Genomic DNA, 11,953 nt, shown 5'->3' with positions numbered 1-11,953 from the left:
GCGGGGAGGCGTCAGACCGTCGGTCCCTTGCCCGGGTTGCCGCGGTCGCGACGGCGCAGGTAGCGCTCGAACTCGCGCGCGATCGCCTCGCCGCTCGCCTCGGGCAGCTCAGCGGTGTCCTTCGCCTCCTCGAGCTGCTGGACGTACTCCGCGATCTCGGCGTCCTCCGCGGCGAGCTCGTCGACGCCGTGCTGCCAGGCCTCGGCGTCCTCGGGCAGGTCCCCGAGGGGGATCGGCTCCGAGAGGAGCTCCTCGATGCGCGCGAGGATCGCGAGCGTCGCCTTGGGCGACGGCGGGTGCGCCACGTAGTGCGGCACGGCCGCCCACAGCGACACCGACTGCAGGCCCCGCTCGGCGGCGGCGTGCTGGAGCACCCCGACGATGCCCGTCGGCCCCTCGTACGTGCTCGGCTCGACGTCGAGCACCGCCTGGAGCCCGACGCTCTCCGACGTCGCCGTCATGGGGATGGGCCGCGTGTGCGGGACGTCGGCGAGCAGCGCGCCGAGCGTGACGACCGTGCGCACGTCGTGCTCCTCCGCGATGTCGAGCAGCTCGCGGCAGTACCGGCGCCACCGCATGGACGGCTCGATGCCGTGCACGAGCACGACCCGTCGCCCGCCGGGCGACAGGGTCGCGGACGCGATCGTCGTCGTCGGCCACGTGATCTCCCGGAGCCCGTCGTCGTCGGTCGTCACGACGGGGCGGTTCACCTGGAAGTCGTGGTACTCCTCCGGGTCGAGCTCGTCGACGTCCTCGGCGCCCCACACCTCGTGCAGGTGCTGGAGCGCGGCCGTGGCGGCGCTCCCCGCGTCGTTCCAGCCCTCGAACGCCGCGATCATCACGGTCTGCCGGGTGCCCTCGGTCGCGTTCTCGGTCATCGCCCCAGCCTATGCGGCCGGGCCCGACGACGGCGGAGCGGGTTCGCGCGTGGCGTAGCCGCACGTAGGGTGGAGGGACCGGGTGCACCGCGTCGTGCCCCGCCCGGACCCCCACCCCTCGTCCTTGGAGCCATGCCGTGACGTCCCCGCGCCCGTCCACCGATCCCGTCCTGCCGCAGGCCGTCCTGTGGGACATGGACGGGACGCTCGTCGACACCGAGCCGTACTGGATCGCGGCGGAGCACGAGCTCGTCGAGGCGCACGGGGGCACGTGGACGCACGAGGACGCCATGTCGCTCGTGGGGAACCCGCTGCGCGAGTCCGCGCGGATCATCCGGGACCGCGGGGGCGTCGACCTGCCGGTCGACGAGATCGTCGCGTTCCTCCTGGGCCGGGTCATCGAGCAGGTGCGGGCCGAGGTCCCGTGGCAGCCCGGCGCGCGCGAGCTGCTCACGGCGCTGCGCGAGGCCGGCGTGCCGTGCGCGCTCGTCACGATGTCCTACCGCGAGCTCGCCGCGCCCGTCGCGGAGCTCGCGCCGGACGACGCGTTCCAGGTGCTCGTGTGCGGGGACGAGGTCGAGCGCGGCAAGCCCGACCCCGAGCCGTACCTGCTCGCGGCCGAGCGCCTCGGCGTCGACGTCGCGCGCTGCGTCGCGATCGAGGACTCGCCTGCCGGCATCGCCTCGGCCCGCGCGGCCGGCGCGGCGACGCTCGGCGTGGAAGCCGTGGTCCCCGTCCTGCCCGCGCCCGGCCTGAGCCGGACGCCGTCGCTCGAGCTCGTCGACCTCGGCCTGCTCGCCCGGCTCGTCTCCGGCGAGGTCGTCGACCTCATGGACGACGACGCCGCCTAGCCTCGCGCGAGGCGTGCCGCGTCCCGGCGGTACAGCGCCGCGTGGTCGTGGAGGTCCGGCCGAGCGGTGTCCCGGGCGTGCGCGTCCGTCCAGCCGGCGAGGTCGAGGAGACGGTCGTGCATCGTCGACAGCACGTCGTCGGGACGAGGCGCGCGGTCGTGGCCGTAGCCGACGAGCAGCTCGGCGAGCCGCTCCTCGGGCGCGAGCCCGGGCGGGGCCGGCATGTCCTCGCACCAGCCGCACAACCGGTAGGCGAGATAGGCGACGTCCCAGACCCGGGGCCCTGGCGACGCCATGTCGACGTCGATGAACCCGACGAGGGCGCCCCCCGCGCGGACCATGTTGTACGGCGCGGCGTCGTTGAGGCACACGACCTCCGCCGGCTCGCGCACGGGCGAGCGCCACACCGCGCCGGCGAGCGCGAAGCCGACGGTCGCGTCGTGCCACGCCCGCAGCATCGCGCCCGACTGGCGGAGCGTCGCGCGGTCCCAGAGCCAGTCCGGGAGCGGCCAGCCGCCGACCTCGCCCTCGGTCCAGGTCAGCACCTCGCGCCCGGCCGCGTCGCGGCCGAGCGGCGCGGGGGCCACGGAGACCCCCTGGGCGCGGACCCAGGCGAGGAGCGCGTGGATCGTCGGCGTCCACGGACCGGCCGTCCGCCGCACGGTGTCGCCGACGCGCACCACGGCGTTGACGTTCCCTCCGGTCAGCGGGACCTCGACCTGGTCGTCGTCGTGAGCGTGCACGGCCCGATCATCGCACCCGCCGCTCGCCCGACGTCCGGGTCGGCGCGCGGAACGCATAGGCTCTCCGGGTGGACGGACCCCAGCCCAGCGCCCCCCGCACGCCCGCACCGGTCGGCCCGCGCACGAAGGGCTGGGTCATCGGCCGCATCGTCGGCGCACCGGTCATCCTCACGCCGTCGTGGTTCCTCGCCGCCGCGATCCTCACCGTGCTGTTCGTCCCCACGGTGCGCCGGCTCGCGCCGCACCTGGGCAACGAGGTGTACCTCGTGTCGTTCGCGTTCGTGCTCCTGCTGTTCGCCTCCGTGTTCCTGCACGAGGTGGCGCACGCGCTCGTCGCGCGGGCCCGCGGGCAGCACGTCACCGAGCTCGCCGTCACGCTGTGGGGCGGGCACACCGCGTACTCGGGGACGTCCGCGCGCCCGCTCGACGGCTTCCTCATCTCCGTGGTCGGGCCGCTGACCAACCTGGCGCTCGCGGTCGTGTTCTGGGTGACGTTCCAGGCGCAGCCGACGTTCTCCGTGCCCGCGCTGCTCCTCTACGCCGGGGCGTTCTCCAACGCGTTCGTCGGGTTCTTCAACCTCCTGCCGGGGCTGCCGCTCGACGGCGGGCAGATCCTCGAGTCAGCCGTGTGGGCCGCGACGGGCTCGCGCACCCGCGGCACGGTCGCGGCGGGCTGGGTCGGGCGCGCGGTCGCCGTCGGCGTCGTCGCGTGGGCCCTCGTCTGGCCGCTGACGCTCGGCCGCCAGCCCGACCTCTGGACCGTCGCGTGGGCGGCGCTCATCGGTGCGTTCCTCTGGAGCGGTGCCGGGCAGGCGATCGCCGCGGGACGTGCGCGCGAGGCGGTCTCGGGGCTCTCCGTGCGCGGCCTCGCACGGCCCGCGGTCGCCGTGCCCTCCACGGCGACGGTCGGGGCGGTGGGGCGGTCGGTGGCGCTCGCGGGCGGGCCGCACGTCCTCGCGGTGCTCGTCGACGGGGCGGGGCTGCCCGTGGGGTACGCAGACCCCACGGCCGCCGCCGCCGTGCCGCCGGACGCCGCCGAGACCACGCCCGTGGGGGCCGTCGCCGTGCCGCTGCCCCCGGGGGCGACGATCGACGCGCACCTCCAGGGCCAGGACATGCTCGCCGCGCTGGCGCGCGTCGGGCGCGAGGCCGCCGTCGTCGTCGTGACCGACGGCGGCCGCGTCGTCGGGGCGCTCGAGGTCGCGCGGGTCGTGGCGGCGCTGCGGGACGCGCAGCGCGGTCGCTGACCGCGTCCGGCCCGTAGGATGGTCGCCCGTGACCTCCGAGCCCGCCGCCACGCCCGGCCCCCAGACGACGCCCTCCGGACCGGAGGACACCGCCGCGCCCGCGGCGGACGCACCGGATCGCCCCGGCGCGACGGGCGCCGACGAGCGCCGCGGTCCCCTGCGCGTGGGGGACAAGGTCCAGCTCACCGACCCGCGCGGGCGCCTGCACACCATCACGCTCGCGCCGGGCGCGACGTTCCACACGCACAAGGGCTACCTGCGGCACGACGACCTCATCGGGCAGCCCGAGGGGAGCGTCGTCCGCAACACGGCCGAGATCGAGTACCTCGCGCTGCGCCCGCTGCTCGCGGACTACGTGCTGTCCATGCCGCGCGGTGCCGCGGTCGTCTACCCCAAGGACGCGGGGCAGATCGTCGCGATGGCGGACATCTTCCCCGGCGCGCGCGTCGTCGAGGCGGGCGTCGGATCGGGCGCGCTGACGATGTCGCTCCTGCGTGCGGTCGGCGACGCGGGCGAGCTGCACTCGATCGAGCGTCGCGAGGACTTCGCGGCCATCGCGCGCGGCAACGTCGAGACCTTCTTCGGCGGCGCGCACCCCGCCTGGACGCTCTCCGTGGGCGACCTCGCCGACGTGCTGCCGACCGTCACCGAGGACGGCACGGTCGACCGCGTCGTCCTCGACATGCTCGCGCCGTGGGAGAACCTCGACGTCGTCGCCCGTGCGCTCGTCCCCGGCGGCGTGCTGGTGTGCTACGTCGCCACGACGACCCAGCTCTCGCGCCTCGCGGAGGACCTGCGCGCCGACGGGCGCTACGCCGAGCCGGTCGCGTGGGAGTCCATGGTGCGGGGCTGGCACCTGGAGGGCCTCGCGGTGCGCCCGCAGCACCGGATGATCGGGCACACGGGCTTCCTGCTCACCGCGCGCCGTCTGGCCGACGGCGTCGCGCCGCCGGAGCGCAAGCGCCGCCCGGCCAAGGGCGCCTACCCGACCGACGCCGAGCAGTGGTCGCCCGAGGAGCTCGGTGAGCGTCCGGTGTCGGAGAAGAAGATCCGCCGCGTGCGTCGCGACGTCGGACAGGGGCCGGAGCAGCCCGAGGCCCGCGGCGCGGATCGGGTCCCCGGCCACGACGCCGAGCAGGGCGAGCACCCGGCCGAGGTGTCGGGGCCGTGACGGTCCGGTAACGATCGGGACCCGGTCGTCTCACCCTGGGTGTCGTCGGTGTGCTCGGGCGAGAATTGTGCCTAAGGTCGTCACCCGACCGCCGGACGGTGGTCGGCACGGGTCCTCCCGCGGGTCCGTCGTCCGCCGTCCACCACGCGGTCGGGCGAGCCGCCGGCGAGAGGGGACACCCCATGAGCGAGACATTCGGCCGTAGCGACGAGGCCCCGCAGAGCAGCGCGCGCGAGCTCGCGCTGCTCTCCGCGAAGAACGAGAGGCTCGCCGAGGCCCTCCGGGCCGCGCGCGACCAGATCCTCGACCTCAAGCGGCAGATCGACGACCTCGCCAAGCCCCCCGGCACGTACGCGGTGTTCCTCGCCGCGCACCCGGACGGGTCGGTCGACGTGTCCGCCGCCGGGCGCAAGATGCACGTCGGGGCGAGCCCGAGCCTCGACGTGGAGCGGCTGCGCCCCGGCCAGGAGGTCAAGCTCAACGAGGCCATGACCGTCGTCGCGGCCGGCGGGTACGAGCGCACGGGCGAGATCGTCACCGCCAAGGAGATCCTCGACGCCGACCGCGTGCTCGTCGTGGGGCGCGCCGACGAGGAGCGCGTCGTGCGCCTCGCGGGCTCGGTCGCGCACGCGTCGCTCCGCGTCGGCGACTCGCTGACCATCGACACGCGCAGCGGGTTCGTGTTCGAGGTGATCCCCAAGTCCGAGGTCGAGGAGCTCGTCCTCGAGGAGGTCCCGGACATCGAGTACGAGGACATCGGCGGCCTCGGCCCGCAGATCGAGCAGATCCGCGACGCCGTCGAGCTGCCGTTCACGCACCCCGACCTGTTCCGTGAGCACGGGCTGCACCCGCCCAAGGGCGTCCTCCTGTACGGCCCGCCCGGGTGCGGCAAGACGCTCATCGCCAAGGCCGTCGCGAACTCGCTCGCGCACACCGTCGCGCGGGCGCGCGGGGAGCAGGTCGAGGCCGGGTCGGGCGCGGCGCGCAGCTACTTCCTCAACGTCAAGGGTCCCGAGCTCCTCAACAAGTACGTGGGCGAGACCGAGCGGCACATCCGCCTGATCTTCGCCCGCGCCCGGGAGAAGGCGTCCCAGGGCACCCCGGTCGTCGTGTTCTTCGACGAGATGGAGTCGCTGTTCCGCACGCGCGGCACCGGTCTGTCGTCCGACGTCGAGACGACGATCGTGCCCCAGCTCCTCGCCGAGATCGACGGCGTCGAGCGGCTCGACAACGTCATCGTCATCGGCGCGTCGAACCGCGAGGACATGATCGACCCCGCGATCCTGCGGCCCGGTCGCCTCGACGTGAAGATCAAGATCGAGCGGCCGGACGCCGAGGGCGCCAAGGAGATCTTCGCCAAGTACCTCACCGAGGACCTGCCGATCCACGCCGCGGACCTCGCCGAGCACGGCGGCAACCAGCGCGAGGCGCTCGACGCGATGATCCGGTCGGTGGTCGAGCGGATGTACTCCGAGGAGGACGAGAACCAGTTCCTCGAGGTCACCTACGCGAGCGGCGACAAGGAGGTCCTCTACTTCAAGGACTTCAACTCGGGCGCGATGATCCAGAACGTCGTCGACCGGGCCAAGAAGTCCGCGATCAAGGACTTCCTCGCCACGGGCCAGCGCGGCATCCGCGTCGACCACCTGCTCGCCGCGTGCGTGGACGAGTTCAAGGAGAACGAGGACCTGCCCAACACGACCAACCCCGACGACTGGGCGCGCATCAGCGGCAAGAAGGGCGAGCGCATCGTCTTCATCCGCACGATCGTCCAGAAGAAGGGCGAGGGCGGCTCCCCGCGCACCATCGACACGGTCACCAACACCGGCCAGTACCTGTAGGACCGCCCGACCGACGCCCCGAGACCCCGTCGGGTCGGCGACCTGCTCGCGCGGGCCGTCGCACCGGCGGGGTCTCGCCGCTGCGTGGGAGGGGGCCGTCGTCGGTGGACACGGTCCGCGCGCCGTCGGAGGACCGACATAGGGTGAGCGCGTGAGCGTGCGACGGGTCATGGGGATCGAGACCGAGTACGGCGTCCTGCAGCCGGGGAAGCCGATGGCGAACCCGATGCTCCTGTCGAGCCAGGTCGTCACGACCTACCGGGCGCTCGCCGCGCGGAGCGACGGCGCCCGCGGCCGGGCCCGGTGGGACTACGACGACGAGGACCCGCTGCAGGACGCACGGGGGTTCCACGTGCCGCGCGCGTCGGCGCACCCGTCGCTGCTCACCGACGACCCGACCCGGCCCGCGCCCTCGGGGCCCGTGGCGGAGCCCGCCGGGGGCGGGGCGGCCGAGGGCTCGCTCCAGGAGGTCGCACGGCCGACGACGGAGGAGTACGACGACCCGAGCGCCGCGAACGTCATCCTCACGAACGGCGCCCGGCTGTACGTCGACCACGCGCACCCGGAGTACTCCTCGCCCGAGGTCACGGTGCCGCACGACGTCGTGTGCTGGGACGTGGCGGGGGAGCGCGTCATGCTCGCGGCGTCGCGCGAGCTGGACCAGGTGCCCGGCGGGTCCGTCGTGCTCTACAAGAACAACGTCGACGGCAAGGGTGCGAGCTACGGCACGCACGAGAACTTCCTCGTGGACCGCGACGTCCCGTTCGGGGTGCTCGTGGAGATGCTCACGCCGTTCCTCGTGACCCGGCAGGTGTTCGCCGGCTCGGGGCGCGTCGGCCTCGGCCCCGCGGGCGAGGAGCACGGGTTCCAGATCTCCCAGCGCGCGGACTACGTCGAGGCCGAGGTCGGGCTGGAGACGACGCTGCGCCGCCCGATCGTCAACACGCGCGACGAGCCGCACGCCGACCGGCAGCGCTGGCGCCGGCTGCACCTCATCATCGGCGACGCGAACATGCTCGAGACCGCGACCTACCTCAAGACGGGGACGACGTCGCTCGTGCTGTTCGTCGTCGAGCACCTGGAGGAGCTGGGGCCGCAGGTGCGGTCGCGGCTCGCGGGCCTGCGGCTGGCGGACCCGGTGGCCGACGTGCAGCGGGTCAGCCGCGACCTGGACCTCACGCGTCGGCTCACCCTCGCCGACGGGCGCGAGCTGACGGCGCTGGAGGTCCAGCGCGAGTACCTCGACGTGGCGACGCAGGCGGCGGAGCTGCTCGCCGGCACCGACGGCGTCGACGCGCCCACGCGCGACGTGCTCGCGCGATGGGCCTCCGTGCTCGAGCGCCTGAGGACGGACCGCGCCGCGTGCGCGCGCGACGTCGAGTGGGTCGCCAAGCTGCGGCTCCTCGACCGGCTGCGGGAACGCGACGGGCTCGACTGGGGCCACCCGCGGCTCGCGGCGATGGACCTCCAGTGGTCGGACGTGCGCCCGGAGCGCGGCATCTACCACCGGCTCCTCGCGGCGGGCGCGGTCGACCGGGTCGTCACCGAGCGCGAGGTCGGCGCCGCCGTGCACCACGCCCCGGAGGACACGCGCGCGTACTTCCGCGGCGAGGTGATGGCCCGCTACGGCGACCAGGTCTCGGCCGCGAGCTGGGACTCGGTGATCTTTGACGTCCAGGGAGCACCGTCGCTCCAGCGGGTCCCGATGATGGACCCGCTGCGAGGGACGCGCGCGCACATCGGCGCGCTGCTCGACGCGAGCCCGGACGCGGCGGCGCTCCTGGCGGGTCTGGCAGGCCCGTCGTGAGCGGCGGCGACTAGGCTGGACGTACGACGGCGCCCCGCCCCTCGCGGAACGGGCGCCGCGTGCGAGCAGGGCCGGGAAGGGCGCGAGCCCCGACCGGGTTGGAACGGACAGAGCGTCGGCGCGGCACCGGGCCGACGGACGAGGAGGCAGCCATGGCGGGTACCGAACGCACCCACGCGTCGCACGAGGACCGGCGTCCCGACGACGAGCCCGAGGGCCCCGAGGTCCCGGTCGCGCCGCAGGCGCAGTCGCGCGAGGCGGAGGTCGACGCGCTCCTCGAGGAGATCGACGAGGTGCTGGAGACGAACGCGGAGTCCTTCGTCCGGGGCTTCGTCCAGAAGGGCGGCGAGTAGGAAGGGTGACGGCAACCCGATGAGCACGGACCAGCCAGGGCGTCTGCCCGACGCCTTCACGACCCCCGGGTCGTCGTCCTTCCTGGACTTCCTGTCCGGGCACGCCCCCGACCTGCTGCCGTCGCACCGCACCGCCGGGCACACGTCCGGGGGCGCGGCGCCCGACGCGCCGCACGCGACGACGATCGTGGCGCTCACGTTCGGCGCGGAGGGCGTCGCGGGCGGCGTCGTGATGGCGGGCGACCGTCGCGCGACGATGGGTTCGATGATCGCGAACCGTGAGATCGAGAAGGTCTTCCCCGCGGACGAGTTCTCGGCGGTCGGGATCGCGGGGACGGCGGGCATCGCGGTCGAGCTCGTGCGCCTGTTCCAGCTCGAGCTCGAGCACTACGAGAAGATCGAGGGCACCCTGCTCTCGCTGGACGGCAAGGCGAACCGGCTGTCCACGATGATCCGGCAGAACCTCGGCCTCGCGATGCAGGGCCTCGCCGTGGTCCCGCTGTTCGCCGGGTTCGACCTCGACCGGGCCACGGGCCGCATCTTCTCCTACGACGTGACCGGCGGCCGGTACGAGGAGCGCGCCTACCACTCGGTGGGCTCCGGTTCGGTGTTCGCGCGGAGCTCGCTGAAGAAGCTCTGGCGCACCGAGCTCGACCGGGACGCGTCCGTGCGCGTGGCGGTCGAGGCCCTGTACGACGCGGCGGACGACGACTCCGCCACGGGCGGTCCCGACCCGGTGCGCCGGATCTGGCCCGTCGTCGCGGTCGTGACCCGGGACGGCTACGAGCGCGTCCCGGACGACGAGCTCGCCGCCGTCGTCGAGCAGATCGTGGCCGAGCGGTCCGGCACGGGCGTGCCGCGCCGCGGCCCCGCGGCGACGAACGCCGAGGCCGTCCCGCACGACCAGCCGCACGACCTGTCGCAGGGCCCCGCGTCGGGAGGTGACGCCGAGTGAACATGCCCTTCTACGTCTCGCCCGAGCAGCTCATGAAGGACCGGGCGGACTTCGCGCGCAAGGGCATCGCGCGCGGCCGGTCCGTCGTGGTCCTCGCCTACGAGGACGGGATCGCGTTCGCCACGGAGAACCCGTCGCGCGCGCTGCACAAGATCTCGGAGATCTACGACCGCATCGCGTTCGCCGCGGTGGGCAAGTACAACGAGTTCGAGAACCTGCGGGTCGCGGGGGTGCGCTACGCGGACCTGCGCGGCTACTCGTACGACCGCACCGACGTCAACGCCCGCGGTCTCGCGAACGCCTACGCCCAGACCCTGGGCACGGTGTTCACCACGGAGTCCAAGCCGCTCGAGGTCGAGCTCGTCGTCGCGGAGGTCGGCCGGACCGCGGCGCAGGACCAGCTCTACCGGATCTCCTACGACGGGTCGGTCGCGGACGAGCAGGGCGTCGTCGTCATGGGCGGGCAGGCCGACCAGCTCGGCCGCGTGCTCCAGGACGCGTGGCAGCCGGGTCTGGGGCTGGCCGAGGTCCTGCGCCTCGCCGTGCGCGCGCTCGGGTCGGGCGGCGACGGCGAGGAGGTGCGGACCATCCCGGCCGCCCAGCTCGAGGTGGCCGTCCTGGACCGCACGCGCCCGCGACGCGCCTTCCGGCGGCTGTCCGGGCAGGCCCTCGAGGACCTGCTCGCGGACGACGCGACCGACACCGGTGCCGCGACGGACGAGGGGTAGGACCGCATGGACCGCAGGATCTTCGGGCTGGAGACGGAGTATGGCGTGACGTGCGCGTCCGACGACGGCCGCGGGCTGTCGGCGGACGAGGTGGCGCGCTACCTGTTCCGCAAGGTGGTGGCGTGGGGCCGGTCGTCGAACGTCTTCCTGCGCAACGGGTCGCGCCTGTACCTCGACGTCGGCTCGCACCCCGAGTACGCGACGGCGGAGTGCGACGACGTGCACCAGCTCGTCGCGTACGACCGCGGCGGGGAGCGGATCCTGGAGGGTCTCGTCGCGGACGCGCAGCAGCGCCTCGAGCACGAGGGCCTGCCCGGCCGCATCCACCTGTTCAAGAACAACACCGACTCGGCGGGGAACTCGTACGGGTGCCACGAGAACTACCTCGTGCGGCGCCAGGGCGACTTCTCGCGCCTGTCGGACGTGCTCGTCCCGTTCCTCATCACCCGCCAGGTGCTCACGGGCGCGGGCAAGGTCCTCACGACGCCGCGCGGCGCGGTGTACTGCCTGTCGCAGCGCGCCGACCACATCTGGGAGGCGGTCTCCAGCGCGACGACCCGGTCCCGCCCGATCATCAACACGCGCGACGAGCCGCACGCCGACGCCGAGAGCTACCGGCGGCTGCACGTCATCGTCGGCGACTCGTCCATGGCGGAGACGACGACGATGCTCAAGGTCGGCACGACCGACCTCATCCTGCGCATGGTCGAGGCGGGCGTGCCCATGCGCGACCTCGCGCTCGAGAACCCGATCCGGTCGATCCGCGAGATCAGCCACGACATGACCGGCAAGCAGCCGGTCCAGCTCGCGAGCGGACGGACCGTCACCGCGATCGACCTGCAGGGCGAGTACCTGCAGCGGGTGAAGGAGTTCGTCGAGCAGGACGTCTCGCCCACGCCGGTCGTCAAGCAGGTCCTCGACCTGTGGGAGCGAGGGCTTCGCGCCCTGGAGACGGGCGACCTCTCGCTGGTCGACCGCGAGCTCGACTGGGTCATCAAGTACCGGCTGATCCAGCGGTACCAGGCCAAGCACGGGCTCGAGCTCGACGACCCGCGGATCGCGCGCCTGGACCTCGCGTACCACGACATCTCGCGGACCGAGGGGCTGTACAACCTCCTGGCCGCGCGCGGGATGGTCGAGCGCGTCACGACGGACCTCGAGGTCTTCGAGTCGACGGCGGTCCCGCCGCAGACGACGCGCGCCAAGCTGCGCGGCGACTTCGTGCGCGCCGCCCAGGAGGCACGCCGGGACTACACGGTCGACTGGGTGCACCTCAAGCTCAACGACCAGGCGCAGCGCACGGTCCTGTGCAAGGACCCGTTCCGGAACGTCGACGAGCGCGTGGAGCGCCTCATCGAGTCGATGTGATGCGGGACGTG

The 11,953-nt window shown here is 73.7% G+C and carries 11 protein-coding genes; 9 read left to right on the top strand and 2 right to left on the bottom strand.

All coding sequences use genetic code 11. The annotated features are described in order from the left end of the window. Positions 1 to 11: 11 nt before the first annotated feature. Positions 12 to 878 (bottom strand): PAC2 family protein, encoded by an 867-nt coding sequence (locus tag NHH00_RS02380; protein ID WP_253049744.1) that lies wholly within the window; start codon positions 876 to 878, stop codon positions 12 to 14. A 137-nt stretch (positions 879 to 1,015) separates the two neighbouring features. On the opposite strand from NHH00_RS02380, the gene NHH00_RS02375 reads away from it, so the two are divergent. After that, positions 1,016 to 1,729 (top strand): HAD family hydrolase, encoded by a 714-nt coding sequence (locus tag NHH00_RS02375; RefSeq protein WP_308202245.1) that lies wholly within the window; start codon positions 1,016 to 1,018, stop codon positions 1,727 to 1,729. On the opposite strand, the gene NHH00_RS02370 is transcribed toward NHH00_RS02375, so the two are convergent. Then, the gene (locus NHH00_RS02370; RefSeq protein WP_253049742.1) at positions 1,726 to 2,472 is read right to left on the bottom strand and encodes a phosphotransferase; all 747 of its coding nucleotides are present in this window, start codon (positions 2,470 to 2,472) and stop codon (positions 1,726 to 1,728) included. The genes NHH00_RS02375 and NHH00_RS02370 overlap by 4 nt on opposite strands. Positions 2,473 to 2,540: 68 nt before the next feature. Between NHH00_RS02370 and NHH00_RS20925 the strand changes: the two genes are divergently transcribed. From NHH00_RS20925 to pafA, 8 genes are all read left to right on the top strand, one after another. Then, a complete protein-coding gene (locus NHH00_RS20925) occupies positions 2,541 to 3,719 on the top strand; it encodes a site-2 protease family protein (protein WP_253049740.1) in 1,179 nt (392 codons plus the stop codon). 28 nt (positions 3,720 to 3,747) lie between these two features. Then, positions 3,748 to 4,890 (top strand): tRNA (adenine-N1)-methyltransferase, encoded by a 1,143-nt coding sequence (locus NHH00_RS02360; protein ID WP_374613921.1) that lies wholly within the window; start codon positions 3,748 to 3,750, stop codon positions 4,888 to 4,890. A 182-nt stretch (positions 4,891 to 5,072) separates the two neighbouring features. Next, on the top strand, positions 5,073 to 6,731 hold the full coding sequence (gene arc, locus NHH00_RS02355) for a proteasome ATPase (protein ID WP_253049738.1): 1,659 nt from the start codon (positions 5,073 to 5,075) through the stop codon (positions 6,729 to 6,731). Between the two features lie 169 nt (positions 6,732 to 6,900). Next, on the top strand, positions 6,901 to 8,538 hold the full coding sequence (gene dop / locus NHH00_RS02350) for a depupylase/deamidase Dop (protein WP_253050728.1): 1,638 nt from the start codon (positions 6,901 to 6,903) through the stop codon (positions 8,536 to 8,538). A gap of 152 nt (positions 8,539 to 8,690) precedes the next feature. After that, the gene (locus NHH00_RS02345) at positions 8,691 to 8,891 is read left to right on the top strand and encodes a ubiquitin-like protein Pup (protein WP_253049736.1); all 201 of its coding nucleotides are present in this window, start codon (positions 8,691 to 8,693) and stop codon (positions 8,889 to 8,891) included. 19 nt (positions 8,892 to 8,910) lie between these two features. Next, entirely contained in the window at positions 8,911 to 9,846 is a 936-nt protein-coding gene (gene prcB, locus NHH00_RS02340; RefSeq protein WP_253049734.1) for a proteasome subunit beta, read from the top strand. Further along, positions 9,843 to 10,574: a proteasome subunit alpha gene (gene prcA, locus NHH00_RS02335; protein ID WP_253049732.1), complete on the top strand. Its 732-nt coding sequence runs from the start codon at positions 9,843 to 9,845 to the stop codon at positions 10,572 to 10,574. The genes prcB and prcA overlap by 4 nt, the downstream gene beginning before the upstream one ends. A 6-nt stretch (positions 10,575 to 10,580) precedes the next feature. After that, positions 10,581 to 11,942 (top strand): Pup--protein ligase, encoded by a 1,362-nt coding sequence (gene pafA, locus NHH00_RS02330; protein WP_253049730.1) that lies wholly within the window; start codon positions 10,581 to 10,583, stop codon positions 11,940 to 11,942. Positions 11,943 to 11,953: the final 11 nt, after the last annotated feature.

The sequence above is a fragment of the Cellulosimicrobium cellulans genome (assembly GCF_024124905.1).
In the GTDB taxonomy this organism is placed as follows: Bacteria; Actinomycetota; Actinomycetes; order Actinomycetales; family Cellulomonadaceae; genus Cellulosimicrobium; species Cellulosimicrobium cellulans_G.
The sequence above is the reverse complement of the archived record's forward strand: the minus strand, read 5'-3'. Positions and strand labels throughout refer to the sequence as shown.

Excerpts from the sequence above, each read along its gene's own strand:
- prcB (WP_253049734.1), top strand. The coding sequence starts at position 8,911 with ATGAGCACGGACCAGCCAGGGCGTCTGCCCGACGCCTTCACGACCCCC.
- NHH00_RS02380 (WP_253049744.1), bottom strand. The coding sequence starts at position 878 with ATGACCGAGAACGCGACCGAGGGCACCCGGCAGACCGTGATGATCGCG.
- NHH00_RS02345 (WP_253049736.1), top strand. The coding sequence starts at position 8,691 with ATGGCGGGTACCGAACGCACCCACGCGTCGCACGAGGACCGGCGTCCC.
- dop (WP_253050728.1), top strand. The coding sequence starts at position 6,901 with ATGGGGATCGAGACCGAGTACGGCGTCCTGCAGCCGGGGAAGCCGATG.
- arc (WP_253049738.1), top strand. The coding sequence starts at position 5,073 with ATGAGCGAGACATTCGGCCGTAGCGACGAGGCCCCGCAGAGCAGCGCG.
- pafA (WP_253049730.1), top strand. The coding sequence starts at position 10,581 with ATGGACCGCAGGATCTTCGGGCTGGAGACGGAGTATGGCGTGACGTGC.